The sequence below is a fragment of the Mycobacterium heckeshornense genome (assembly GCF_016592155.1).
Lineage (GTDB): Bacteria > Actinomycetota > Actinomycetes > Mycobacteriales > Mycobacteriaceae > Mycobacterium > Mycobacterium heckeshornense.
The window spans coordinates 4,262,725-4,286,824 of the sequence record NZ_AP024237.1; the positions used below are offsets into that span (position 1 = coordinate 4,262,725).

General features: G+C 68.2%; 20 protein-coding genes, 1 tRNA gene and 1 pseudogene. 8 read left to right on the plus strand and 14 right to left on the minus strand.

All coding sequences use genetic code 11. From position 1 onward, the window contains the following. Positions 1–2: 2 nt before the first annotated feature. Positions 3–95, minus strand: a pseudogene (locus tag MHEC_RS25145) (galactose-1-phosphate uridylyltransferase); the annotation flags it as partial. 123 nt (positions 96–218) lie between these two features. Between MHEC_RS25145 and MHEC_RS20570 the strand changes: the two are divergent. After that, positions 219–2,327 (plus strand): FUSC family protein, encoded by a 2,109-nt coding sequence (locus MHEC_RS20570; protein WP_048893487.1) that lies wholly within the window; start codon positions 219–221, stop codon positions 2,325–2,327. A gap of 677 nt (positions 2,328–3,004) precedes the next feature. Here MHEC_RS20570 and MHEC_RS20575 read toward each other — a convergent pair. Continuing rightward, positions 3,005–3,090: transfer RNA gene (locus MHEC_RS20575), tRNA-Tyr, on the minus strand. An 82-nt stretch (positions 3,091–3,172) separates the two neighbouring features. On the opposite strand from MHEC_RS20575, the gene MHEC_RS20580 reads away from it, so the two are divergent. The 4 genes from MHEC_RS20580 (at position 3,173) to MHEC_RS20595 (ending at position 6,736) form a co-directional block, all read left to right on the plus strand. Further along, entirely contained in the window at positions 3,173–3,664 is a 492-nt protein-coding gene (locus tag MHEC_RS20580) for a YajQ family cyclic di-GMP-binding protein (protein ID WP_048893480.1), read from the plus strand. A gap of 72 nt (positions 3,665–3,736) precedes the next feature. Next, positions 3,737–5,254, plus strand: coding sequence for a flavin-containing monooxygenase (locus MHEC_RS20585; protein ID WP_048893481.1), 1,518 nt, complete (start codon positions 3,737–3,739; stop codon positions 5,252–5,254). 73 nt (positions 5,255–5,327) lie between these two features. Next, entirely contained in the window at positions 5,328–5,642 is a 315-nt protein-coding gene (locus MHEC_RS20590) for a hypothetical protein (RefSeq protein WP_048893488.1), read from the plus strand. Between the two features lie 68 nt (positions 5,643–5,710). Beyond that, a complete protein-coding gene (locus MHEC_RS20595) occupies positions 5,711–6,736 on the plus strand; it encodes an NAD(P)H-dependent glycerol-3-phosphate dehydrogenase (RefSeq protein WP_048893482.1) in 1,026 nt (341 codons plus the stop codon). Here MHEC_RS20595 and MHEC_RS20600 read toward each other — a convergent pair. Further along, a complete protein-coding gene (locus MHEC_RS20600; RefSeq protein WP_048893483.1) occupies positions 6,733–7,761 on the minus strand; it encodes an LLM class flavin-dependent oxidoreductase in 1,029 nt (342 codons plus the stop codon). The genes MHEC_RS20595 and MHEC_RS20600 overlap by 4 nt on opposite strands. 1,010 nt (positions 7,762–8,771) lie before the next feature. Between MHEC_RS20600 and MHEC_RS20605 the strand changes: the two genes are divergently transcribed. Together MHEC_RS20605 and MHEC_RS20610 are read left to right on the plus strand one after the other, a co-directional pair. Continuing rightward, a complete protein-coding gene (locus tag MHEC_RS20605) occupies positions 8,772–9,938 on the plus strand; it encodes a PPE family protein (protein ID WP_048893484.1) in 1,167 nt (388 codons plus the stop codon). A gap of 357 nt (positions 9,939–10,295) precedes the next feature. Beyond that, on the plus strand, positions 10,296–10,937 hold the full coding sequence (locus MHEC_RS20610; protein ID WP_236591513.1) for a YoaK family protein: 642 nt from the start codon (positions 10,296–10,298) through the stop codon (positions 10,935–10,937). 420 nt (positions 10,938–11,357) lie between these two features. On the opposite strand, the gene htpX is transcribed toward MHEC_RS20610, so the two are convergent. Then, positions 11,358–12,227, minus strand: coding sequence for a zinc metalloprotease HtpX (gene htpX, locus MHEC_RS20620; RefSeq protein WP_048893485.1), 870 nt, complete (start codon positions 12,225–12,227; stop codon positions 11,358–11,360). Between the two features lie 67 nt (positions 12,228–12,294). After that, positions 12,295–13,299: a nonaprenyl/(2E,6E)-farnesyl/geranylgeranyl diphosphat synthase gene (grcC1, locus tag MHEC_RS20625; RefSeq protein ID WP_048889647.1), complete on the minus strand. Its 1,005-nt coding sequence runs from the start codon at positions 13,297–13,299 to the stop codon at positions 12,295–12,297. A 15-nt stretch (positions 13,300–13,314) separates the two neighbouring features. On the opposite strand from grcC1, the gene menJ reads away from it, so the two are divergent. Beyond that, positions 13,315–14,541, plus strand: a complete 1,227-nt coding sequence (gene menJ / locus MHEC_RS20630; RefSeq protein ID WP_099868741.1) for a menaquinone reductase — start codon at positions 13,315–13,317, stop codon at positions 14,539–14,541. A 60-nt stretch (positions 14,542–14,601) separates the two neighbouring features. Here the strand turns inward: menJ and MHEC_RS20635 are convergent, their stop codons facing one another. The 9 genes from MHEC_RS20635 to MHEC_RS20675 all read right to left on the minus strand — a co-directional run bounded on the left by MHEC_RS20635 (position 14,602) and on the right by MHEC_RS20675 (position 23,880). Further along, positions 14,602–15,306 carry a demethylmenaquinone methyltransferase gene (locus MHEC_RS20635; RefSeq protein ID WP_048889646.1) on the minus strand — a complete coding sequence of 235 codons (705 nt, stop codon included), beginning with the start codon at positions 15,304–15,306 and terminating at the stop codon, positions 14,602–14,604. Positions 15,307–15,316: 10 nt separating this feature from the next. After that, entirely contained in the window at positions 15,317–16,444 is a 1,128-nt protein-coding gene (locus tag MHEC_RS20640) for a glycosyltransferase family 4 protein (protein WP_048889645.1), read from the minus strand. A gap of 116 nt (positions 16,445–16,560) precedes the next feature. Beyond that, entirely contained in the window at positions 16,561–17,088 is a 528-nt protein-coding gene (locus MHEC_RS20645) for a DUF3592 domain-containing protein (RefSeq protein ID WP_048889644.1), read from the minus strand. Continuing rightward, on the minus strand, positions 17,085–18,716 hold the full coding sequence (gene menD, locus MHEC_RS20650; protein WP_048889643.1) for a 2-succinyl-5-enolpyruvyl-6-hydroxy-3-cyclohexene-1-carboxylic-acid synthase: 1,632 nt from the start codon (positions 18,714–18,716) through the stop codon (positions 17,085–17,087). Before menD ends, MHEC_RS20645 begins: the two co-directional genes overlap by 4 nt. A gap of 22 nt (positions 18,717–18,738) precedes the next feature. Then, entirely contained in the window at positions 18,739–19,527 is a 789-nt protein-coding gene (locus MHEC_RS20655; RefSeq protein ID WP_048889642.1) for an alpha/beta fold hydrolase, read from the minus strand. Continuing rightward, positions 19,524–20,267, minus strand: coding sequence for a DJ-1/PfpI family protein (locus tag MHEC_RS20660; protein WP_048889641.1), 744 nt, complete (start codon positions 20,265–20,267; stop codon positions 19,524–19,526). Before MHEC_RS20660 ends, MHEC_RS20655 begins: the two co-directional genes overlap by 4 nt. Positions 20,268–20,285: 18 nt before the next feature. Beyond that, on the minus strand, positions 20,286–21,248 hold the full coding sequence (locus tag MHEC_RS20665; protein ID WP_048889640.1) for a GlxA family transcriptional regulator: 963 nt from the start codon (positions 21,246–21,248) through the stop codon (positions 20,286–20,288). A 53-nt stretch (positions 21,249–21,301) separates the two neighbouring features. Beyond that, positions 21,302–22,279, minus strand: coding sequence for an o-succinylbenzoate synthase (locus MHEC_RS20670; RefSeq protein ID WP_071700454.1), 978 nt, complete (start codon positions 22,277–22,279; stop codon positions 21,302–21,304). Next, on the minus strand, positions 22,276–23,880 hold the full coding sequence (locus tag MHEC_RS20675) for an amidohydrolase (protein ID WP_048889639.1): 1,605 nt from the start codon (positions 23,878–23,880) through the stop codon (positions 22,276–22,278). The genes MHEC_RS20670 and MHEC_RS20675 overlap by 4 nt, the downstream gene beginning before the upstream one ends. Between the last annotated feature and the right edge of the window lie 220 nt (positions 23,881–24,100).

Consider the following 24,100-nt stretch of genomic DNA (forward strand, 5'->3'; position numbering starts at 1 on the left):
CGGCGGTCGGCGACCGGCGCCGGGGTGCGGCCGGGCAACGCGAAGAACAGCAGCTCACGGCCATCGGCCAGGGTGGCCCGCGTCGGCGCCGTCACGAACTCGAACCCTAATCGACCGCGGCGTTTCTGCGGCCAAGCCACGGGCAGTCACCATGGAACAGCGACAGCGAAGGAGGCGGCCTAGCGGTGCCCGATCTTTACCAGCGAGCACGCAACTGGCTGATCGGGTCGGATCCCGGATTGCTGCGGCTGCGGGCGGCCAGCCGGACCACGGCCGCGCTGGCCTGCGCCTTGGCGATCCTCTACGGGCTGAGCAGGGCGACCGGCCAGCCGGTGACGGTGGCGCTGCTCGGGGTGTTGATCACCATGGTTTCCGGCCGGGCGGTCAACGAGGCGGACCCGCGTCAGCAGAAGATCACCATGGCGCTGCTGCCGCTGCCGGCGGCACTGGCCATCACGGCCGGCACGCTGCTCGCTCCGCACAAAGTGCTCAGCGACATCGTGTTCGTCGGGATCGTGTTCGCCGCGGTCTATGTCCGCCGCTTCGGCTCGCGGGGACGGGCGTTGGGGATGGTCATGTTCATGGCCTACTTCTTCACGTTGTTTCTGCGAGCCCAGTCCGGCGAGCTGCCCTGGATGATCGGCGCGGTCCTGGTGGGCGCCGCGTGCAGCCTCGTCATCACGGCCTACGCGTTTCCTGACCGGCCCGAACGCGTGCTGCAGGCGACGATGCGGTCCCTGCGGGCGCGGATGGCCATCGTCATCGACACCACCGCCGAGGCGTTGGCGGCCGGCCGGCTCGACGAACGGCGGCGCCGGCGCCTGCGGGCCCGCATCGCGCGGCTCAACGAGACCGCGCTGATGGTGCAAAGCCAGATCGAAGACAACGTCAACCCGGCCGCGCTGTGGCCCGGGGTCAGCGGCGACGACCTGGCGCTGTGGCTATTCGACGCCGAACTGACCGTCGAACGGGTGGCCAGCGCCGGTGCGCGTGCGGCACTCGTGGCCGCGGACCACCCCGCCGCGATCACCGCCGCCACCCGCAGTCAACTGGCCGACGCGCTGTCCCAACTCGCCCAGGCGATCCGGCTGCCGCACCCGCAAGGGCTGCAACGGGCCGCGCGGCTGGCCCAGCCGCTGGCCGACCAACACGGCGACGACCCCGGCGCGGTCGCGGTGCGCCGCCTCGGGCTGGCCATCATCGCCACCGCCACAGCGGCCGCCGAAGTGCGTGCCCTGGTGCAGCACGGCGCCCGGCAGACCGCGGCCCCCGCACCGGCGGCGCCGGCCGATGACGGTCCTCGCCAACGCGGTCTGCTGCCGACGACACGGCAGGCAATTCAGGTCGCCGTGGCCGCCTCGTTGGCCATCGTCACCGGCGAGCTGGTGTCTCCCGCGCGCTGGTATTGGGCGGTGATCGCCGCGTTCGTGATCTTCGCCGGCACCAACTCCTGGGGTGAAACGCTGACCAAGGGCTGGCAGCGGCTGCTGGGCACCGGGCTCGGTGTGCCGTGCGGGGTGCTGATCGCCACGCTGGTGTCGGGCAATCGCGTGGTGTCGCTGATCTTGATCTTCGTGTGCGTATTCTGCGCGCTGTACTTCATGAAGGTCACCTACAGCCTGATGACCTTCTGGATCACCACGATGCTGGCGTTGCTGTATGGTCTGCTCGGCCAATTCAGTTTCCAGCTGCTGATGCTGCGGATCGAAGAGACCGCGATCGGCGCCGTCATCGGGGTGGCCGTCGCAATCCTGGTGCTGCCCACCAACACTCGAACTGCGGTCCGCAACGACGCCCACGCCTTTTTCACCACGCTGTCGGAGCTGGTCGATGCGTCGGTTTCGGCGATGTTTGGCCGCGACGGGCCGACGCCGACCGACAAGGCGCGCCAATTGGACCGCAACCTGCAGCAGTTCCGCGCCACTGCCAAGCCGCTGATGGCCGGGGTCGCCGGCCTGTCCGGTCGGCGCAGCATCCGCCGCGGTCTGCGAGTGCTGACGGCGTGCGACCGCTACGGGCGAACCCTGGCCCGCTGCAGCGGACAAGTCGACCATGTTCCTGACGAGCTGGCCGACGCCGTCACCGCGGCCGCCGCGCAGGTCCGCCGCAACATCGACGCGCTGGTCAACGCCCGCGACGGCGCGGCCACTGTCGTCCCGGCGACCGACCTTCTCGACGCCTCGGAAAACCTTGCGCGGCAACGTGACAGCGATAGCGACCGACTGCTGGGCGCCTTGCTGGCGCTGCGCCAAATCGACCGTGCCGTGGCCAGCACCGCCGTCGACCTCGGCGCCTATAACGGTGCGGCGCTCACAGATCCGAGCTGAAATAGCAACGGCCACAGTCCGGCTTGGCCAAGTCGAGTACCGTCAGCCGGCGGTGGCGACCAATCAGCACGCCGGTTTCGTTCCTCGACATCCATGGACGTGGTTTCACGGTCCGCCGCCGATGTCCGCGGCCGCGAATGGTCAGACTGATCCGACCGGGTGGTGATGCGAACTTGTTGCATGGGAAACCGCGTGTGCAACTGGGACCGTTGGCGCCCGGCTGGCATGCTGTCAGTGTGCTTTTCGAGCTTGCCAGGTCGCTGGTGCTGCTACGGCATCGAGCGCGAAGGATACGTCAAGCGGCTTCACGCGCGAAACCCAAGACGCCGGGGGCGGACAAGTCCGACGCCTCGTAGTCGCCGCTTCGCCTCACCTACTCACGTCGGGGATCGACGCGCCGCTACGGCATACCTTGCGAACGCCCGGTGCGCCCGGTACACGAGCGTGTCGGGAACGGCGGGCCATGCTTCCGCGATCGCTTCGACCGATTCGATGATGGCCGGGTGTAAGCCTGTGCGCGTGCGTGGCATTGCGCCGTTGTCGACGGCATCGCAGAGCAGCGCCACAAACGTCGCACGCGCCTCGTGAAGGGCATTGGACTGTCGGTCGTCTCGACCCACGGTGTCCAGTCTGTGGCCCGGCGTCTCGGCGGTGCAAGAGCCTCCGGATGGGTTTCCTGGTGGCAGGTCCAGGATTCGAACCTGGGTAGGCATACGCCGACGGATTTACAGTCCGCTCCCATTGGCCGCTCGGGCAACCTGCCGTCTGTGTTACGTGTAGCAGAGTACAACGGGGACGTAACCCGGACGCAAACGCCCAATATCGATGGGAAGGGGACGGATCCAATGGCGGATTCATCGTTCGACGTCGTCAGCAAGGTCGACCGCCAGGAGGTCGACAACGCGCTCAACCAGGCCGCCAAGGAGCTGGCAACCCGGTTCGACTTCCGCGGCACCGACACCAAGATCGCCTGGAAGGGCGACAACACCATCGAGCTCACCAGCTCGACCGAGGAGCGCGTCAAGGCCGCCGTCGAGGTCTTCAAGGAAAAGCTGATCCGCCGCGACATCTCCATGAAGGCCTTCGAGGCCGGCGAACCGCAGGCGTCGGGCAAGACCTACAAGGTCACCGGCACGATCAAACAGGGCATCAGCAGCGAGAACGCCAAGAAGATCACCAAGCTCATCCGCGACGAGGGGCCCAAGAACGTCAAAACCCAGATCCAAGGTGACGAGGTGCGGGTGTCCAGCAAAAAGAAGGACGACCTGCAGACCGTGATCGCGATGCTCAAGAAGGCCGACCTGGACGTGGCTTTGCAGTTCGTGAACTACCGGTAGCACCCTGGCCCGATCAACCGGTGGGTGCCTAATGTGGTGGGCACCACTGTTCGCCGTGAAGCGAGGTTCGCGATGACCGTGACGCCGCAGCAGGCCGCCGACAGCGTGAGCGCACCGAAGGACGCCGGCTATTTCGACGTGGTGATCATCGGGGCGGGTATCTCCGGGCTGGGCGCGGCCTATCGCATCAACGAGCGCAATCCCGGCATCCGCTACGTCATCCTGGAGCGGCGCCGACAGATCGGCGGCACCTGGGACCTGTTCCGCTACCCCGGTGTGCGCTCGGACAGCAGCATCTTCACGCTGTCGTTCCCCTATGAGCCGTGGACCCGCAAAGAAGGTGTGGCCGAGGGCGTGCACATCCGCGAGTACCTGACCGCGACCGCGCACAAGTACGGCATCGACCGCCACATCCGGTTCAACAGCCATGTGCGCGCGGCGGACTGGGATTCGACGACCGACACCTGGACGATCACCGCCGAACAGGACGGCGCGCCCACGACGTACCGCGCCCGGTTCGTGTTTTTCGGCTCGGGCTACTACAACTACGACGAGGGCTACACCCCCGAATTCCCCGGCATCGAGCAGTTCAGCGGCACGGTCGTGCACCCGCAGCACTGGCCCGAGGACCTGGACTACACCGGCAAGACGATGGTGGTGATCGGCAGCGGGGCGACGGCGGTGTCGCTGATCCCGTCGCTGACCGAGAAGGCCTCGAAAGTCGTCATGCTGCAACGCTCGCCGACCTACATGTTCGCGGCGTCCAGATACAGCTGGTTCGCGGACCTGTTACGGAAAGCATTGCCGCGCAAGGCTGCTCACCAGATCATCCGGATGCGCAACGCACTGCTGGAGGGGGCGATCTGGTTCTTGTCCCGCAAGACGCCGGGCTTCATGAAGTGGTGGATCCGCCAGATAGCGATCAAATACCTGCCCGAGGGCTACGACGTCGACACCCATTTCAAGCCGCGGTACAACCCGTGGGACCAGCGGCTGTGCCTGATCCCGGACGCCGACCTCTACGTCGCGATCAGCGAAGGACGCGCCGAGGTGGTCACCGACCACATCGACCACTTCGACACCACCGGTATCGTGCTGAAATCCGGTGCGCATCTGGACGCCGACATCGTCGTCACCGCCACCGGGCTGCAGTTGCAGGCGCTCGGCGGGGTCACGCTGTCGCTGGATGGGGTGGAGATCAAGCCACAGGACCGCTTCGTCTACAAGGCGCACATGCTCGAAGACGTGCCCAACCTGTTCTGGTGCGTGGGCTACACCAACGCGTCCTGGACGCTGCGCGCCGACATGACCGCCCGCGCGACCGCGAAACTCTTGGCGTACATGAACTCTCGTGGCTACACCCACGCCTACCCACACCGCGGCGACGAGCCGATGCCGGAAAAACCGTCCTGGGATATCCAGGCCGGCTACGTGCTGCGCGCGCTGCACGCGCTGCCCAAATCCGGCACCAAGCGGCCGTGGAACGTGCGCCAGAACTACTTCGCCGACGCCATCGACTACCGGTTCGACCGGATCACCGAGGCCATGGTCTTCGGGCGTGCCCCACAGCCGGCGACGGCAGCGTCGTGAAACGACCTGCGAAAAGGCGTGGCGGCGTTCACAAATGGTTGGCGAAGCCGCGATCGCGGAGCATGATGAAGGAATGCTAAGCGCGCGGAATTTCGTCAGATCGGTGGTCGTAGCGGGCGCTGCCGCGGCGGCAATTGGCGCCGTGCCGACGGCCGTGGTGATCGCAAACTCCCCGGCAACCCCGGCCCACCAGGTCGTCGTCGCCGACCCCAACGGCACCCAAGGGAGCGGCGGGCCCGACGGGCAAGGCGGTGGCGGAGGCTGCGGCAGCGGTCCCGGGTGGAACGGCTGTGGCGGCTGGAACCCGTTCCAGGGCGCCTTCGTCAACGCCTGCGCCAACGGGGCCTGCGGAGGCTGGGACGGCACCCGGGGCTGGGGTCACTTCTGAGGGCTGCTCGCGACCTTCAGTTCGCCAACTGCCGGTGAACATCGGGCGTCGGCAATACGCTGATCGCCATGGCAGCTGCTAAGCGCGAACCGAAAGTCGTCGTCTTGGGCGGCGGTTCCTGGGGAACCACAGTCGCCTCGATCTGCGCGCGCCGGGGGCCGACGCTGCAGTGGGTGCGCTCGGCGGACGTCGCCAAGGACATCAACGAGAACCACCGCAATACCCGCTACCTCGGCGGCGAGGTCGTGCTCAGCGAATCGCTGCGGGCCACCACCGACTTTTCCGAGGCCGCCAACACCGCCGACGTCATCGTCATGGGGGTTCCGTCGCACGGCTTTCGCGACGTGCTCACCGAGCTGGCCGCCGAGCTGCGGCCCTGGGTGCCGGTGGTGTCGCTGGTCAAGGGCCTCGAGCAGGGCACCAATATGCGGATGTCGCAAATCGTCGACGAGGTGCTGCCCGGGCACCCGGCCGGCATCCTGGCCGGCCCCAACATCGCCCGCGAGGTCGCCGAGGGCTACGCGGCCGCGGCGGTGCTGGCGATGCCCGACCAGCATCTCGCCGCCCGGCTCGCAGAGCTGTTCCGCACCAGGCGGTTTCGCGTCTACACCACCGATGACGTGATCGGCGTGGAGATGGCCGGCGCGTTGAAGAACGTCTACGCGATCGCCGTCGGTATGGGCTATTCGCTGGGCATCGGCGAGAACACCCGGGCGGCGGTGATGGCCCGCGCGGTGCGCGAGATGGCCAAGCTGGGCGAGGCCATGGGCGGGCAGCGCGACACCTTCGCCGGGCTGGCCGGCATGGGCGACCTCATCGTCACCTGCACCAGCCCGCGCAGCCGCAACCGCCACGTCGGCGAGCAGCTCGGCGCGGGCAAGCCGATCGACGAGATCATCGGATCGATGAACCAGGTCGCCGAGGGCGTTAAAGCCGCCAGCGTCGTGATGGAGTTCGCCGACAAGTACGGGTTGAGCATGCCGATCGCCCGCGAAGTCGACGCGGTAATCAACCACGGGTCCACGGTCGAGCAGGCCTACCGCGGGCTGATGGCCGAAAAACCCGGGCATGAGGTCCACGGCCCGGGGTTCTAGGCACCGGTCGACCCACGCGGCGCGCATTCCGCGATCAGTGACTCGAGGTTTTGCTGAACGCGCTGCGGCGAGATGCCGATCGACGGCGGGTAGACCATGATGTGGTCCAGGACACCCTCGTAGCGGCGCAGGCCGTCGCGGACCTGAGCGGCGGTCCCCGCGACCCCCATGGTGTCGATCATGTCGTCGGTGACGGCGTCGAACATCGCCGGAAGGTCGCGGCGGGAAAACGCCTCCCGGATGGCGTGGCCTTGCTTAGTGAAGCCGTTCACGTCGAGCACCGTGTCGTAGGTCTTGACCGACGCGTAAAACGCGATCTGCTGGGCCAGTTCGCGGCGGGCTACCTCCGGGTCGTCGTGGATGGAGCACATCACCATGGAGACGATCTCGACGTCCTTCGGGTCCCGGCCGGCGTGTGCAGCTCCTTTGGCGATGGCCGGTTTCACGACTTCTTCGACGTAGGTGGTGGTGAACAGCGGGTGCCCGGCCAGACCGTCGGCGACGCGGCCGGCGGCTTCGCACATGCGGGGCCGCACGCCGGCGGTGATGATCGGGATGTTGCGCTTGGGCGGTGTGACGGCTTCGGTGGGGACCAGGTTCATCCGGTAGAAGCGGCCCTCGTGCCGGATCGGGCCCTCATGCAGGTTCCAGATGCGGCGCACCAGCGGGACAAGTTCTTCGATCCGCAGGGCCGGCGCCGACGTGTCGGTCACGCCGTGCCAGTCGCTCATCATCCGCTTGGTCCCGTTGCCGATCCCCAGGACCAGCCGGCCGTCGGACATTTCGTCGAGATCGCGGGCTTCGGTGGCCAGTACCAGCGGGCTGCGACCGATGCCGTAGATAATCGACGAGCCCACCCGGCAATGCCGCGTCGCGGCGGCCATCGCCGCCATCGAGATGGTGCCCGACCGGGAATAGAACTCCGAGGCCCACACCGCGTCGAACCCGGCGCGATCGGCTGCCTCGGCATTTTGGGCGAGCGTTTTGAGGTCCGGGGTGATGATCGCTACGCCGTAAGTGGTCATAACCTATTAGAACCTGCCGGTTGAGAAGGCCATGAGCCGGCCGTGGCTTCGCTGCACCGGTCTCGGCTACACGGTCCGCGGCGCCGGGTTTTGACAAGTGGCGCTTGTGTGTATGCGTTTTCTATGTGTTGGGTCGGTGTGGTTGCTGCGCTGGTGAACCGATAAATAAGCTGGCGCAGAGCAATTGGGCTGCGATTCATGGTTACCACGTTCACGGTATCTGTAATGGCTTGTGCGCGATGAGTTTCACTTCGCTGCAACGTTAGATACCGTGACGTTAACCGAGAGTCGCTTATGCTTACGCTCATCACGCGCTGTAACAGGTTGGGAAGTCGGATGATTGTCGTCGTCACTGCTGCTATGGAGGCACAGTGACGTTGCGCGTTGTCGGCAAGTCGTCATGGATAGGCCCGCTTGGCGCGCTGGCGGTTGCGGTATGCGTGATCACTGCCACGATCGGATACGGGCTGGCCAGGGCTGACCATGCCATCTCCGGAGCACCAAATCCCCCCACGGCCTCCGTGGTTGGCACCAGCGTGCCCGATGAACGCCTCGACCACCACCTCGAAAACGCGTCGCTGTCGACAACTCACACGGCGTTGCACCTGGCGGTTCTGCACCGGACACGGCCATCGACTTGGTCGTCGTCGGTGCAATTCCAGTGGTGGTCACCTTCGCTGGGCTTCCCGCCCGCATTGTGGCCGCGGCCTCGTGTGCCCGGATCCGGTGCACCTGGCGCTTCGTATCCCGGTCGAGAACGTCTGACCCACTTCTGCGTCGCCAGGCGCTGATTCGCCACCGCCGCTGTCGCGCCGCTCCCGCCTGCGTTGAACACTAGCGGGCGCGATCACCGTGCCAGCTGCCGAGTGAACTCGCCAACTGTTGTCGACGCGAGCCAGTCAATGTCTTTAAGGAGAAGTCTTCATGCCCTCGTTCACATCCAGCCGTAAAGGTCGGCGAAAGTTAACAATTCGCGCCACATCGCCAACTGCCGAAGGTGGGCAGTAGCGATGGAGTTTTGGGCATTGCCGCCGGAAATCAATTCTGCTCGCATATATTCCGGTCCCGGCTCAGGACCGCTGCTCACCGCGGCGACAGCCTGGGATGAGCTGGCCGCGACTTTGCACACAACCGCCCGGGCTTGGCAGTCGGTGATCTCCGGACTGACCAGCGGGTTTTGGCACGGGCCAGCATCGATGTCGATGGCGACTGCTGGCGCCCATTACATTTCGTGGCTGGTCAGCACCTGCACCCACGCCGAACAGACAGCCGCCCGGGCCAGAGCAGCCGCGGCGGCCTACGAAGCGGCACGCGCGACGATCGTCCCTCCGCCGGTGATCGCCGCCAACCGTTCGCTGCTGGCGCTGCTGGTCGCGACCAACGTGTTGGGGCAAAACGGCCCGGCGATCGCGGCCACGGAGGCGCACTACGGACAGATGTGGGCCCAAGACGTCGCCGTGATGTCCGCCTACGCCGCCGCCTCGGCAGCAGCATCGACGTCGACACCGTTTACCGCGCCGCCAGCAGTCACTGACCCGGCCGGGCTGGCCCGGCAGAGCTTGGCCGTCGCCCAAGCCGCCGGCGCGGCGGGCGCTGCCCGGACGTCAGCTGCGCTGTCGACCGCTCCCCGGGTGATGTCTGCTGTGCCGCAAGCACTTCAGGAACTCGGGTCGCCGGGCTCCGGATCGTCGCTGCTGACCGCGTTGAATACGTTAAACGACCACGCAACCGCTGTGAGCGGGCACGCGCGAACGACATTTTCAGCGCTGAGCTTCGTCACCGGCGCTGCCAACCTCGCCAAGACGGTGAATGTTGCGGGCCCGGCGAGCGGTGCTGGCATCGCGGCGGCCGGATCCGGTGCGGCCGGAATGGGTTTCGCGGGGCCCGTCGGGCTGCGCACTGCCGGTGGCGCGGCGGTCTCGGCGGGTATGAGCCGGGCAGTTTCGGTCGGGTCGTTGTCCGTGCCGCAGAGCTGGGCGACAGCTGCGAACGGCGTCGGACCGGTCAGCGCTGCCTTGCCATCCAGCGGTACAGCTGCCCTACCAGTGCACGGAATAGCGGGTGTGCCCGCCGTTCCGGTCGCCGGGATGACGGCCCGCAGCGCCGGGCGGCTTGCCGACGCTTCACGGTTTTTATTGCGCCCCAGCATGCTTCCGCGCTGGCCAGCAGGCGGATGACACACGCAGTGCCGGATTGGTGATCGGGACACCGAGGACGAAAGGATACCGCACTGGATGACTGAGCAGACCACGGGCAACAGTGAATACGTCGAGTCGAGCGACATAATCATGCCGTCGGGGACGCGTAGCCGCTCTCGGCGAGGCCGGTTTAGGCAGACATGGATGTTGCTTGCCGGCATTTGGCTACTCCGGCCGCAGCGATATAGCAACTCGCGCCGCACGTCGATCCGACGTTCCCAAGCTACGACGAAGTCAACCACGCTGCGGCGACGTAGTTTTCGACTTCGCCGCAACGCGGGCGAGCAGGCCAAGTCCCGGAGCGAGCTACGTGAGATCTTCGACAGCGAGGCACGGTTGTCGTGGGTCCTCGCCTGGCTAGCGGGCCTGGTAGGCGCGGTGGCGTTCACACACTCCGCCGGCTACTTCGTGACCACGGCCACCGGCAATACGCAACGCGCGGTTGCGGGATTGTTCGTCGATGATCCCTGGATGTCGATATCGGCGACGCTCCTGGTGACATGCCTGCTAGCCGGCGTGGTTGTCGGCTCCTTGGGCCGCCGGTACGTCTGGAAAGCGCATCCGCACGGGCCCACTCTGCTCACAACTGTTTGCCTTCTCATCGCCACAGTCGGCGACATCATGCTGGAAGGCTGGTCGGCTGGTCCCGTCGCGTTCCTGCCAATCTTGGTGATTGCCTTCGGTATTGGCGCTTTGAACACCACATTCGTCAAGGATGGGGAAGTGTCGGTAGCGCTGAGCTACGTGACCGGGACGGTGGTGAAGCTGGGCCAAGGTATTGAGCGGCACATCAGCGGCGGATCCGCTGCCGACTGGCTGGGACACTTCCTGCTCTTTGCCAGCTTCGTCGCTGGGGGGTTGACAGGCGGCTACATCTGCTCGGCGGTCAGTGGTTCACAGCTGTTGGCGGCAGCCACCGTCGTCTGCGCGTTGACAACCGGCTATACCTACTTCCACACCGACCGGCGCGCGCGGTGACGAGGTTGTCACGGACCGTCGCAGGCCACCGTTGGCGCTGACCGGTGTCCTCGGCGTGCCGGCCGTCGTGCCCGGCCGGGCGATCCCGCAGTCACAATGGCCACAGCAACACCGCTCGGAGACCATGCGGTGCTTCTGGAATGCGATGTCGTGTGCGATATCACCAATCGAGGAGGCCGCGAGGCTGTCGATCCGTGCCACCCAGGGATTCATCCACACGTTCTGCTCAGCGGCTTCGATGGCCAGGCGCGCATGCAGCTGCTGCAGGGTTGGCGCACGCTGCGACAACCACGGAAATTCGAGGCACCGCCCCACGTATTCCCAGCCCTCCGCCGTTGGGCCTCGGCGCGGTACGTGTAGTGATTCATGGCCGGTCTAGTAGCACATGCGCCAAGTTCACTAATGGTCCGGAGACCGGCCTCAGCCGCGTGCCATCGCCTCGAGCCGGCGGATGCGGTCGGCGATCGGGGGGTGCGTCGAAAACAGCGAGCCGATCCGCTCGCCCGCGCGGAATGGGTTGGCGATCATCAGGTGCGCCTGGCTGGCCAGCTGCGGCTCGGGCGGCAGCGGGGCCGCCTCTACCCCGCTGGAGATCTTTCGCAGCGCCGACGCCAACGCCAGCGGATCACCGGTGAGCACCGCCCCGGACTCGTCGGCCTGATACTCGCGCGACCGGGATACCGCCAGCCGCACCACTGTCGCGGCGATCGGGCCAAGCAGCGAAACCAGAAGCAGCGCAAAAGGATTGGCTCCATCGTCACGGTCGCTGCCGCCGACCATTCCGCCGAACAACAGGGCCATGTTGGCCAACGCGGTGATCACCGACGCCAATGCCCCGGCGACACAGGAGATCAGGATGTCGCGGTTGTAGACATGGGAGAGCTCGTGACCGAGCACGGCGCGCAGCTCGCGCTCGTTGAGGATGCGCAGGATGCCGGTGGTGCAGCAGACCGCGGCGTTGCGCGGATTGCGGCCGGTGGCAAACGCGTTGGGCGCGGTGGTGTCGCTGAGATAAAGCCGCGGCATCGGCTGGTGGGCGGCGGTGGCCAGCTCGCGCACGATCCGGTACATCGCCGGGGCCTGCACCTCCGACACCGGCTGGGCGTGCATCGCCCGCAGCGCCAACTTATCGCTGTTGTAGTAGGTGTAGACGTTCATTCCGACGGCGAACAGCGTGGCGATCAGCAACGCGGTGCGGCCGAACAGGCTGCCGATAAACACGATCAGCGCCGACATGCCGACCAGCAGCGCGAACGTCTTCAACCTGTTGGCGTGCGGATGCCAAGTCATCAGCTCTCCTCCTCCGAAGACCGTTCTTGCTGATTAAACGCCCCGCGCAGGCCGCCGGGTTCCGGATTCAGCCGTGCCGGTTGACCGTGTACTCGACGAGCATGGCCAGTGCGTGGCGGCCCGCCACATCGGGCAGCTGGGCCAGCTCCTCACGCGCCCGGGCCGCGTAGCGGGCCACGGTGTCCTTGGCCTTGGCCATGCCCGGCGAGCTGCGCAGCAACTGCAGCGCCTCGGCCAGCACCGCGTCGTCGACCGGGCCGGCCAGCAGTTCGCGCAGCCGGTCGGCCTGCGGCCCGCTGTCTCGCAGCGCGTAGAGCACCGGCAGCGTGTGCACGCCCTCGCGCAGGTCGGTGCCGGGCACCTTGCCGGATTCGTCGGGTTCGCTGTCGATGTCGATGATGTCGTCGGAGATCTGAAACGCGGTGCCGACGATGCCGCCGAGCCGGCTCAGCCGTTCGACCTGCTGCTCGTCGGCGCCGGAGAACGTCGCGCCGAAGCGGCCCGCCGCCGCGATCAGGCAGGCGGTCTTCTCGTGCACCACCTGCAGGTAGTGCTCGATGGCATCCACCCCCTCGGCCGCGCCACGGGTTTCCCGCATCTGCCCGGTGACCAGCTGGGCGAACGTCTCGGCAATCACCCGCACCGCGTCCGGACCCAGCCGCGACACCAGCCGCGAGGCGGTGGCGAACAAATAGTCCCCGGCCAGGATCGCGATGTTGTTGCCCCAGCGCGCGTTGGCGCTTTGCGCGCCCCGGCGCAGCTGCGCCTCGTCCATCACGTCGTCGTGATACAGCGTCGCCAAATGCACCAGCTCGATCACCGCGCCGGCGATCGTCACCTCCTGAGCGTCGGGATTGGGGCCCAGCTGCGCGGACAACACCGTGAACATCGGCCGGAACCGCTTGCCGCCGGCCTCGAACAGGTGCAGCACCGACTCGGTCAACAGGTCGTCGCTGCCGCGCAGCTCGGTCTCCATGAGCTGCTCGATGCGGTCGACGCCGTCTCGCACGCTGGCAGCGAACGCGGCATCGCCGAAGTCGAAGCCAGCCACCACGGTCGCCGGAGTCCCCACGCGACCAACATACTGGTGAGCATGCACCGCAGCGCGGACGTGGTGGTCGTGGGCGCCGGGCCGGCCGGGTCCGCGGCGGCCGCCTGGGCCGCGCGGGCCGGCCGCGACGTGCTGGTAATCGACGCGGCCAGCTTCCCCCGCGACAAGCCCTGCGGCGACGGGCTGACCCCGCGCGCGGTGGCCGAGCTGGAGCGGCTGGGGCTGGGCGACTGGCTGGATGCCCGCATCCGGCACCGCGGGTTGCGGATGAGCGGATTCGGCGGCGCGGTCGAGGTCGCCTGGCCGGGCCCGTCGTTCCCGTCCACGGGCAGCGCGGTGGCCCGCGTCGAACTCGACGACCGGATCCGCAAAGTGGCCGAGGATTCCGGCGCGCGAATGCTGCTGGGAATGAAAGCGGTTAGTGCTCAGCATGATTCGCGTGGACGCGTGCGGTCGCTGGTACTGGCCGACGGCAGTGAGGTGGGTTGCGACGAGCTCATCGTCGCCGACGGGGCCCGCTCGCCGCTTGGTCGGGTGTTGGGCCGACGGTGGCATCAGGACACGGTGTATGGCATCGCCGCGCGGGGGTATCTGGCCTCGCCGCGCAGCGACGAGCCGTGGCTGACCTCGCACGTGGAAGTGCGCTCCCCCGACGGCGCCATCCTGCCCGGCTACGGCTGGATTTTCCCGCTGGGCAACGGCGCGGTGAACATCGGCGTGGGAGCCTTGCAGACCTCGAAGCGGCCGGCGCATCTGGCTTTGCGCCCGCTGATGGCGTATTACGCCGACCTGCGCCGCGACGAGTGGGGGTTTGCCGGGCCGCCGAGGGCGGTGTCGTCGGCGCTGCTGCCGATGGGCGGCGCGGTGTCCGGGGTGGCCGGGCCGAACTGGATGCTGGTCGGCGACGCCGCGGCCTGCATCAATCCGTTGAACGGCGAGGGCATCGACTACGGACTGGAGGCCGGGCGGCTGGCCGTCGAGCTGCTGGGCAGCGGAGACCTGTCCGCGGCGTGGCCGTCGTTGCTGCAGCAGCACTACAGCCGGGCGTTCTCGGTGGCGCGGCGGCTGGCACTGCTGCTGACATTTCCGCGGTTTCTGCCGGCGACGGGGCCGGTCGCGATGCGCTCGACGGCGCTGATGGCGGTCGCGGTGCGGGTGATGGCCAACCTGGTCAGCGACGACGACGCCGACCGGGTGGCGCGGGTGTGGCGCGCCAGCGGGGCGGCGTCGCGGCTGCTCGACCGCCGAAAACCGTTCAGCTGAGCGGTCTTGCGCCGAGTGTGCAGGTTGTGGCGACAACGCGCGAGTAAAGGCGCCGACAAACTACACAGTCGGCGATCCACGCGGCTTGTGCGCGGAATGCAGCGCGACGATGCCGCCGGTCAGGTTTCGCCACCGCACACCCGACCACCCGGCCTGCGCAATGCGCCGTGCCAGCGTCTGCTGGTCGGGCCACGCCCGAATCGACTCGGCCAGATAGACATACGCCTCGGAATTGCTCGACACCGCCCGGGCGATGCGTGGCAGCGCCTGCATGAGGTACTCCCGGTAGACGGTGGCGAACAGCGGGTTGGTCGGCGTGGAGAACTCGCAGACCACCAGCCTGCCGCCCGGACGCGTCACCCGGGCCATCTCCTGCAGCGCCGCCTGCTGGTCGGCCACATTGCGCAGCCCGAAACTGATCGCGACCGCGTCGAACACGCCGTCGCCGAACGGCAGCCGGGTGGCGTCGCCGGCGACCTTGGGCACCAGTCGGCCACCACCCGCCTTGAGCATGCCGACCGAAAAATCCAGCGCCACACACCATGCGCCGGACTTCGCCAGCTCCGCCGTCGACACCGCGGTGCCCGCGGCCAGGTCCAGCACCCGCTCGCCGGGCCCGGCCCGCAGCGCTGACCGGGTGGCGCGTCGCCAATGGCGGTCCTGGCCCAGCGACAACACCGTGTTGGTCAGGTCGTAACGGCGCGCGACCGCGTCGAACATCGATGCCACGGCATGCGGGTCTTTGTCGAGGCTCGCGCGGCTCACGCCCGCGACGTTACGCCGCTGCCTGCCGGCGGGTCTGCAACACCGCCTCGTAGTGGCCGAGCAGCTCGTCGCAGATAGCGGGCCAGCTGCGGTGCAGCACGCTGCGCCGCGCCGCTGGCGAATAGCGGGCTCGCTGATCGATCAGATGCGCGACCGCCGTGCGCAGCCGAGCCTCGAATTCGTCGACCGGCAGCAACAGCCCGGTGCGCCAGGGCGTGACCAAGTCGCGCGGCCCGCCGGCGTCGGGGGCGATGACCGGCAGCCCCGACGCCAGCGCTTCCTGCACGGCCTGGCAAAACGTCTCGTGTTCACCGGTGTGCACGAAGACGTCCATGCTGGCGTATGCCGCAGCGAGCTCCTCGCCGTACAGCGCTCCCGTGAAAACCGCTGTGGGCATTGCGGATTGCAGGTTGGCCCGATCGACGCCGTCGCCGACCACTACGACCTGCACGGTGTCGTCACGCGCCAGAGCCGCCAGCCGATCGACCCGCTTTTCCGGGGCCAGCCGGCCCACGAAGCCGACGATCGGCTTGCCGTGCGGCGACCACCGCCGGCGCAGCGACTCGTCCCGCGCCGACGGGGCGTAACGAATCACGTCGACACCGCGCGCCCAGTGGTATACCCGGGGAATTCCTTGTGCTGCAAGGGCTTCCATCGCGGATGTAGACGGCGCCAGCGTGCGGTCGGCGCGGCGGTGCAGGTGCCGCAGCCACGCCCACGCCGCGCGTGACGCCGGCCCTAATCCGTAGCTGGACGCGAAACCGGCGACGTCGGTTTGGAATACGGCGACCGTGGGCACGCCGAGGTGGCGGGCGGCCTGCAGTCCGCCGTAGCCGAGCACCGCCGGCGAAGCCAGATGTACGACGTCGGGGTCGAATCCGCGCAGCACGCGCAGCATCCGGGGCATCGGCAGCCCGAGCGGCAGCGAGGTCACCTTCGGAAACATCCGCGACGGCACCCGATGCACCCGGATACCGTCGTGAATCCGCTCCGCGCGGGGCTGGCCGGGCGGGGTGTCCGGCGCGATGACAAGGGCTTCGTGGCCGGTGCGGCGCAGATGTTCCAAAATCCGCACCACCGAATTGCTGACGCCGTTGACGTGCGGCAGAAACGACTCCGCGACTATCGCCACACGCACGACATTTACCGTGTCAGCATCGCTTGTCGATAAGGTTGCCGGAGGGCGTACGGGGCGCGAAATCTGGCCTGCACCCGAAACAGGACGGCTCATGCATGGCACGCCGGCGCCGACCGTCAAGACCCCCGGGGGCTGGACGGCTTGTTCAGGTCCGCGTGACGGTCCAGCCGCGTCTCGAGTACCGCGATCGCCACCAGTGCCGCACCGGCGATCAGCCAGCCGACCACCGCGATGGATCCCGCCGGGATGATGGCCAGCTTGGCGTTACGGTGCTGTACTCGCACCAGGTTGGGGTCTCTCTTGTTGTATTCGACGTAAATGCGCATGCCCGTGGACAATTCGGACGGGTAGAGCACACCAAGTTCGGGTCGATAGGTGACCCGGTCGGGTGTGACGAACTCGATCGTCGAGCGGCGCGGTCCAGCGCTGAGCACCTCGGCCTGGGCGACGCCCATGTTGTGTTCGATGGCGATGTCGTTGCGCCAGGCACCGGCCACCAGCAGCACCGACTGCAGGGTGACTACACCGGCCAGGATCAGCACCGTGACCCGGGCCCACCGCAGCACACGGCGCGGCAAGGTATCGGACGCGTCGCGGTTACTTCCGTGAATAATCAAGCGCCACAAGGCCTTCAAGCTGATCATAGGGCAGCCTTGATGGCAGCGTGCAATCGGCGCAACGTGGACCGGTCCGCCTTGACCTCCAGCACCCGCATGCCGGGATTGGGTTCGTCGAGGGCTGCGCCGAGTTCGCCGACCTCGATTTGGCGGCTGTCCACGTGGTAGGCCCGGCACAGCGCGCCGACGTCGACGTCGTGCGGGGTGCCGAAAATCCGCGCCGACACGTCGGAGAACCGCGGGTCGCCCTGCTCCAGCAACTCGAAGATGCCGCCCCCGTTGTCGTTGGACACCACGATGGTCAGGTTGTGCGGCGTCGGCTCGGTGGGCCCGATCAGCAGGCCGGAGCTGTCGTGCACGAAGGTCAGGTCGCCGATCAGCGCGACGGTGCGGCCCTCATGGGCCAGCGCGGCCCCGATCGCGGTGGATACGGTGCCGTCGATGCCGGCGACGCCGCGGTTGGAGCGCACCTTGATGCCGTGTGGGTTGAGCCCGACCAGGGCCGCGTCGCGCACCGGGTTGGACGCGCCGAGCACCAGCTGATCACCGGGGCGCAAAGCGTCGGCCACCGCTGCCGCCACATGCAGGCCGGTGGTCAGGGGGTGGGCCTTGAGCTGGCTGCGCACCGCGTCGAGGGCGTGCCGGTTGAGCTCGGCGCAGCGGCGCAGCCAGGCCGGGTTGGGCGTGCCGGTGGTGACCGCGCGGGTCCCGGTGGCCTGTGAGTTGCCCGACACGTCCGGCCAGCGCGGGCCGGTGGTCAGCGCATACACCGGCACCGACGGGTCGGCCAGCAACGCTTCCACCGGCCGGTGCAGCGTCGGGCGGCCCAGCATGATCACCTGCTGCGGGTGCAGCAGCGGCAGCGTCATCGGATGCAGTGGATTGCGGGCGGGCGGCGCTGTCGGCTCGGCGACGGTCGGCAGCTCGGCCAGGTTGGGGTGGACGCCGGCGCCGTGACCGGCGATGACGATGGTGTCCAGGCTCAGGTCGATGTCTAGCGGCTGGTCGAAGGTGACCGCCGGGCTGTAGGTCCACGGCAAGCCGCCCGGCCGGCCCGCTGGGGTGGCGGGCGCCGCCGGGCCGGGTTCCGGGTCGGGCACCAGCGGCTCGCGCAGCGGGATGTCGAATTGCACCGGCCCGGCGTTGGCGGTGCGGGCCCCGGTGGCGGCGGCCAACACCCGGCAGGTCGCCGATCGCCACGTCGCGTTGAAGACGTCCATCCGGTCTGGCGCGTCCTCGGCGAGTCCGAGGCTGATCGTGGCGCGCACCTGGGTGCCGAAGTAGCCGAGCTGCTCCATGGTCTGGTTGGCGCCGGTGCCGAGCAGTTCGTAGGGCCGGTTGGCCGACAACACGATCAGCGGCACCCGCGCGTAGTTGGCCTCCACCACCGCGGGGCCGAGGTTGGCCACCGCGGTGCCCGACGTCATCGCCACGCACACCGGCGCGCCGGCGCCGATGGCCAGCCCGATGGCCAGATAGCCCGCGGTGCGCTCGTCGATGCGCACATGCAGGCGGATCCGCCCGGCCCGGTCGGCGTCCTGCAGCGCGAAGGCCAGCGGCGCGTTACGCGAGCCCGGGCACAGCACCACGTCGCGGACACCGCCACGGATCAGCTCATCGACGACCACCCGGGCCTGCGTCGTCGAAGGGTTCATTAGTCCAGACTAGCCAGGCGTTTCAGGCGGAGCCGCCGGCGAAGAACTGCAGCGCGGCGGCGTTGACGGCCTCCGGCCGCTCAAGAAACCCCAGATGTCCGGCATCGGGGATCTCCAGGTAGCGCCCGTTGGGTATGGCGTCGGCGACCTCGCGGCCCAGGTGCGGCGGTGTCACCAGGTCGTCGGCGAAACCGATCACCAGAACCGCCGCGGTGATGGCCTGGTAGGCCGGCAAGCGGTTGTTCTTCGGCGACACTTCCAGCTGGCACCGCGTTCCCGGGGTGGGCTTGCTCGGCCACATGGTGAACATGCTGATCCAGTCGGCGATCGCGGTGTCGTTGTTCAGCGTCTTGGGCGAAAAGCTTTCCAGCAGCCGGATTTTCGCATCGTAGGAGGCCGGCAGCTGAATGCCGGAGTCGTACAGCTCGGCCTCGGCGGTGTGGAAGAATTCACGGACGTGGTCGAGCCGGCCGCGGGTGCCCATCAGCACGGCCTGGCTGACCAGGTCGGGCCGGGCCAGCATGAGCTCCTGCGCGATGAACGCACCCATCGACGTGGCCACGATGCGTGCCGGGGCGGCGTCCAGCTTTTCGATGAGCGCCGCGGTGTCACCGACCATGGTCTGGGTGGTGAATCCCTCGGCGTTCTCGGTGGCGCCCACCCCGCGGTTGTCGAACGTGATGGCGCGATAACCGGCGGCCAGAAACGCCGGAACCTGATGCAGGTGCCAGGTGCGCCCGGCGCCGCCGTGGCCGGCGATGAAAAGCACCGGCTCGCCAGATCCGCGGTCGTCGTAAGCAAGGTTGATCACCGTATGGACGGTACAAGGCGACGCTTGCGCCGCGAGCGCACACCGTTGAGGGCGCGGTCCCATAGGAGCATCGTCGCCGCTTTGAGCTGGTCCGGTTTGACGAGCTCCCTGGCCATCAAAGCGGTGGCCGCCGCCTTGGTCGACGCCGACGCCTTGGACATGTGGCCGGAATCGAACGGTGGTTGCGGGTCGTATTCCATGGCCAGTTGGATGACCTTCGCGCGGCTTGCCCCACCGATCTGCCCGGCCAGCCACAGCGCCAGGTCGATGCCCGCCGACACCCCCGCACAGGTGACGATTTTGTCGTCGGATTGCACGATGCGTTGGTCGTCAATGGGAATGGCGCCCAGCGCTTTCAGGGTGCTCAGCGCCATCCAGTGCGACGTGGCCCGCTTGCCGGCCAGTAGCCCCGCGGAGGCCAGGATGATCGACCCTGAGCACACCGAGGCGGTCCACGTCGCCCTCTGATGAGCCTGCCGCAGCCACTCCAGCAGCTTCTCGTCACGCGCGTGCTCGACGGACGTCATACCACCGGGCACCAAAACGACATCGGGAGCAGGCGTTTCGGTGAACGAATGCGTGGCGCCGACGACCAGCACACCGGAGTCCGCGGTGATCGGGCCGGGCTCGTGCCAGACGAGGCGGACGTCGGCGTTGGGCAGCCACCGCAACACTTCGTAGGGGCCGATGAAATCCAGTGCGGTAAAGCCGGGATAGGTCACAATCGCGATCTGAGTCACGTCGCGCTCCTTAGGTTTTCACGCGAAGGTCTTGCGGTACTGGTCTGGGGATATGCCGATGCGCCGAACGAAGTTGCGCCGCATGCTTTCTGGTGTTCCGAAGCCGCACCGGGCGGCGATCGCCGCGACGGTGTCGTCGGTTTCTTCGAGCTGGCGGCGCGCCGCCTCGATGCGGACGCGTTCGACGTAGGCGCCGGGCGGCTCGCCGACTTCGTCGGTGAACAGCCGGGTGAAATGCCGCGGGCTCATCCCGGCGCGGCGGGCCAGGTCGGCGATGCTGTGCGCGGCGCCGGGCTGCGACTCGATCGCTTCCTGCACGCGGCGGATCGGTTCACGTTTGGCGCGCGGCATCCACACCGGGGCAGCGAACTGGGTCTGCCCGCCGGGGCGGCGCAGGTAGAGCACCAGCCAGCGGGCCACCGTCTGGGCCACGTCGGTGCCGTGGTCGTCTTCGACCAGCGACAGCGCCAGGTCGATGCCAGCGGCGACACCGGCGGCGGTCCACACCGTCGGCGAGCTGCGCACGAAGATCGGCTCGGGATCAACGGTGATCGAGGGGAATTCGCGCCGGAGCTGATCGGCGTAGGCCCAGTGGGTGGTGGCCGTGCAGCCGTCGAGCAATCCCGCCTGCGCGGCGAGGAAGGCGCCCGTGCAGACGGTGGCGACGCGGCGAGCGCTGCCGGCGGCGGCCCGAATCCAGTCGATGATCTGCGGGTTCTTCCGCGCGTCGTGGACTCCGCGCCCGCCGGGCAGCACCACGGTGTCCACCGGACGGCGCGGGTCGGGCAGCCGGGTGGTGGCGAAAGTCAGGCCCATTCGGGTCGGCACCGGTTGGCCGTTCACGGACGCCAGCACCAGCTGGTAACCGTCACGGCCCTGCGCGGCAAGGCACGTGGACGCCGCGGCGAACACTTCGAACGGCCCGACCACATCCAGTGCCTGGATGCCGGGGAAGCCCAGGACAACCACAGATCGCGACATGGATTCAGTGTTGGCGATCCTGGGCGTGGCGTCTATGACACATACCCCACAGATCAGGACATAACCAGCAGTGGGTAGCAGGCCTTGACCCGGTCGATCCACCACTGCCGTCTTTGTGGCGATGCCGCCAACGCCTGCAGCCGCGCGGGGTCGGGCCCGACGCCGGTGACCGGTAGGTAGCCGTCGACCGGCGCTCGAGGCTCGGCGACGTCCTCGGCGAACAACCCGCCGGTGCCGAGCCCGCAGGCGTGGCGCAGCTCCGGCAGCGCGGCCGCGGCGTGCAGCCCGGCGGCGATGCCGACCGCCGAATCCAACGCGCTGGAGATCACCACCGGGATGTCGATGTGCGCGGCGATCCCCAGTAGGGCCGAAATACCGCCCAGCGGAGCAACTTTAAGCACCGCGACATCGGCGGCGCGAGCGCGGACCACGTGGAGTGGGTCGTCGACCTTGCGGATACTTTCATCGGCGGCGACCGGGACGTCGACCTGGCGCCTGAGCTCGGCGAGCTCGTCGACAGTGCGGCAGGGCTGTTCGAGGTACTCCAGCGGGCCGGTCGCGGTAAGCGCCTTCACGGCTTCGACGGCCTGCGCGACGGTCCAGCCCCCGTTGGCGTCGACCCGAACCGTCGGGATCAGGGCGCGGACGGCCTCCACCCGGGCGACGTCGTCGTCGAGGGTCTGTCCCGGCTCGGCCACCTTGACCTTGGCGGTGCGCGCCCCCGGGAATCGCGCCAGCACCTCGGGGACCTGGGCGGCGGTTATCGCGGGCACGGTGGCGTTGATCGGGATGCGGTCACGTCGTGGCGGGGGCGGGGGCTGGTAGGCCGATTCGACCGCGGCGGCCAGCCAGTGCGCGGCCTCGTCCGGCTCGTATTCGAGGAAGGGGCCGAATTCGCCCCAGCCGGCCGGGCCGTCGATCAGGGCCAGCTCGCGGGTGGTGATGCCGCGGAAGCGCACCCGCATCGGCAGCGCGACGACATGCAGGCGGTCCAGGATGTCTTGCAGACGGGGCAGGTGCGGCCGCGTCACCGGGGATACACCTGCCGGCCGGCCAGGAAGGTCGCGCGCACGTCGAGGTCGGCGATGTCTTGCCGGGGCACCGTTCGCGGATCGGCCGACAGCACCACCATGTCCGCGTACTTGCCGACCTCCAACGAGCCGATCACATCGTCGGCGAACAGCTGCCAGGCGGCGTCGATGGTCTGTGCACGGATGGCCTGCTCGACCGTCAACCGTTCCTCGGGTGCGAGCACCCGGCCGCTCGGCGCGATCCTCGTCGCGGCCACGCTGATGTTGCGCAGCGGCTCCTCGGGAGTGACCGGCGGATCGTTGTGCAGCGAGATGCGCATGCCGGCGGCGACTGCGGAACCGGCTGGCATCCAACGAGATCCGCGTTGCAGCCCGAACAGCCCGTCGACGATGACGTCACCCCAGTAGTGGATCTGGTCGACGAAGATGCTGCAGGTGACGCCGAGGGCGGCGGCGCGCCGCAGTTGGTCGTTGCGGATGGCTCCGACGTGTTCGAGCCGAAGCCGATGGTCGTCGCGCGGATTGCGTTGCAGCGCTTCTTCGTAGACGTCAAGAATCGTGTCGATGCCGGCGTCGCCCTGCACGTGGCAGGCCATCGGCCAGCCCAGCGGGAAGTATGCGTCGACAATCTCGGTCAGCTGTTCTCGCGTGTAGTTGGCGTGCCCGCGGGACCCCGGCTCGACGCCGATGGTGCGGGTGGCGGGGGTGTCGAGGTAGGGAAACGACAGATCGATGTTGCCGATCCACGGCGACCCGTCGACCCAGATCTTGATGCCGACCTGTCGCACCAGGTCGTCGCCGTCGCCCGGTTCGGCGTCGGTGTGCATCTGCGGGTTGGAGGTCTCGTAGGTGCGCAGCCGCACCGTCAGCTGGCCGCGCAGTTGTTCCACCAGCGGGCGAAACGCCGGGTCGAAGGCCATCTCCGAGCAGGTGGTGAGCCCGGCGCGGTTGAGCCGGGCGCATTCGGCGAGCAGCATGGCCGGATAGTCGGCGGGCTGGATCGCGGCGCTCAGCAGCGGGAACACCGCGCCGGTCTCCTCGGCGGTGCCGTCGAGGTCGCCGTGGGCGTCGCGGCCGTACCGCGCCCCCTTGGGGTCGGGGGTGTCGCGGGTCAGGCCGGCGAGTCGGGCGGCCCTCGAGTTGAAATACGCCTTGTGCCCCGAGTTGTGCAGGATGACCAGCGGGCCATCCGGCGCGGTACCGTCGAGCCAGTCCAGCGTCGGCTCTGCAAGCCCGGGCTGCAGCAGCGGGTCCCAGCCGTTGAGGTAAGCACCGGCCGCGCCGCGTCTCGCGACTTCGCGGCGGATAGCGGCCATGACATCGTCGGCGTCGCGCATGGTGACCGGCCTGATGTCGACGATCCGCTCCGACAGTGCCACCGCCTCCATCAGCGGATGGCCGTGCGCCTCAACGAATCCCGGCATCACACAGCCGTCGCCGATGTCGATCGTCTGGGTGTCGGGGCCGATCAGCCCGCTGACGTCCGTTCGGTCGCCGACCGCGACAATCCGGCCGTCGGTGACGGCGAGCGCCTCGGCGGTGGGCCGCGCGTCGTCGACGGTCAGCACGGTGCCGGTGACAACGAGGTCGGCGGCGGCCATGACCGGCGATCTTAGTGGCGCGCGACGAGAAATGGCGCCGCGGCGAGTCGATTGTGGTGAGCCACGCCGACGAGAGGAGCCAATCTGGGCGACGCGCTGTCCGCTTGGACCGGGCGTGACCCCAAAGGTCCGGCGCGTGCCCGAGACCGAGGAGTTTCCGCAGGACAACGAGTACGTTCAGAAGGAGATCCAGCGGCGGGCCGCCGCCAAGACGTAGCCG

What these genes read in the sequence shown, in the direction of transcription:
- MHEC_RS20645 (WP_048889644.1), bottom strand. Translation starts at nt 17,088, where the DNA reads ATGATCAGCTTGAAGGCCTTGTGGCGCTTGATTATTCACGGAAGTAAC.
- MHEC_RS20595 (WP_048893482.1), top strand. Translation starts at nt 5,711, where the DNA reads ATGGCAGCTGCTAAGCGCGAACCGAAAGTCGTCGTCTTGGGCGGCGGT.
- MHEC_RS20675 (WP_048889639.1), bottom strand. Translation starts at nt 23,880, where the DNA reads ATGGCCGCCGCCGACCTCGTTGTCACCGGCACCGTGCTGACCGTCGAC.
- htpX (WP_048893485.1), bottom strand. Translation starts at nt 12,227, where the DNA reads ATGACTTGGCATCCGCACGCCAACAGGTTGAAGACGTTCGCGCTGCTG.
- MHEC_RS20580 (WP_048893480.1), top strand. Translation starts at nt 3,173, where the DNA reads ATGGCGGATTCATCGTTCGACGTCGTCAGCAAGGTCGACCGCCAGGAG.
- MHEC_RS20600 (WP_048893483.1), bottom strand. Translation starts at nt 7,761, where the DNA reads ATGACCACTTACGGCGTAGCGATCATCACCCCGGACCTCAAAACGCTC.
- MHEC_RS20665 (WP_048889640.1), bottom strand. Translation starts at nt 21,248, where the DNA reads ATGTCGCGATCTGTGGTTGTCCTGGGCTTCCCCGGCATCCAGGCACTG.
- MHEC_RS20590 (WP_048893488.1), top strand. Translation starts at nt 5,328, where the DNA reads ATGCTAAGCGCGCGGAATTTCGTCAGATCGGTGGTCGTAGCGGGCGCT.
- MHEC_RS20605 (WP_048893484.1), top strand. Translation starts at nt 8,772, where the DNA reads ATGGAGTTTTGGGCATTGCCGCCGGAAATCAATTCTGCTCGCATATAT.
- menD (WP_048889643.1), bottom strand. Translation starts at nt 18,716, where the DNA reads ATGAACCCTTCGACGACGCAGGCCCGGGTGGTCGTCGATGAGCTGATC.
- MHEC_RS20585 (WP_048893481.1), top strand. Translation starts at nt 3,737, where the DNA reads ATGACCGTGACGCCGCAGCAGGCCGCCGACAGCGTGAGCGCACCGAAG.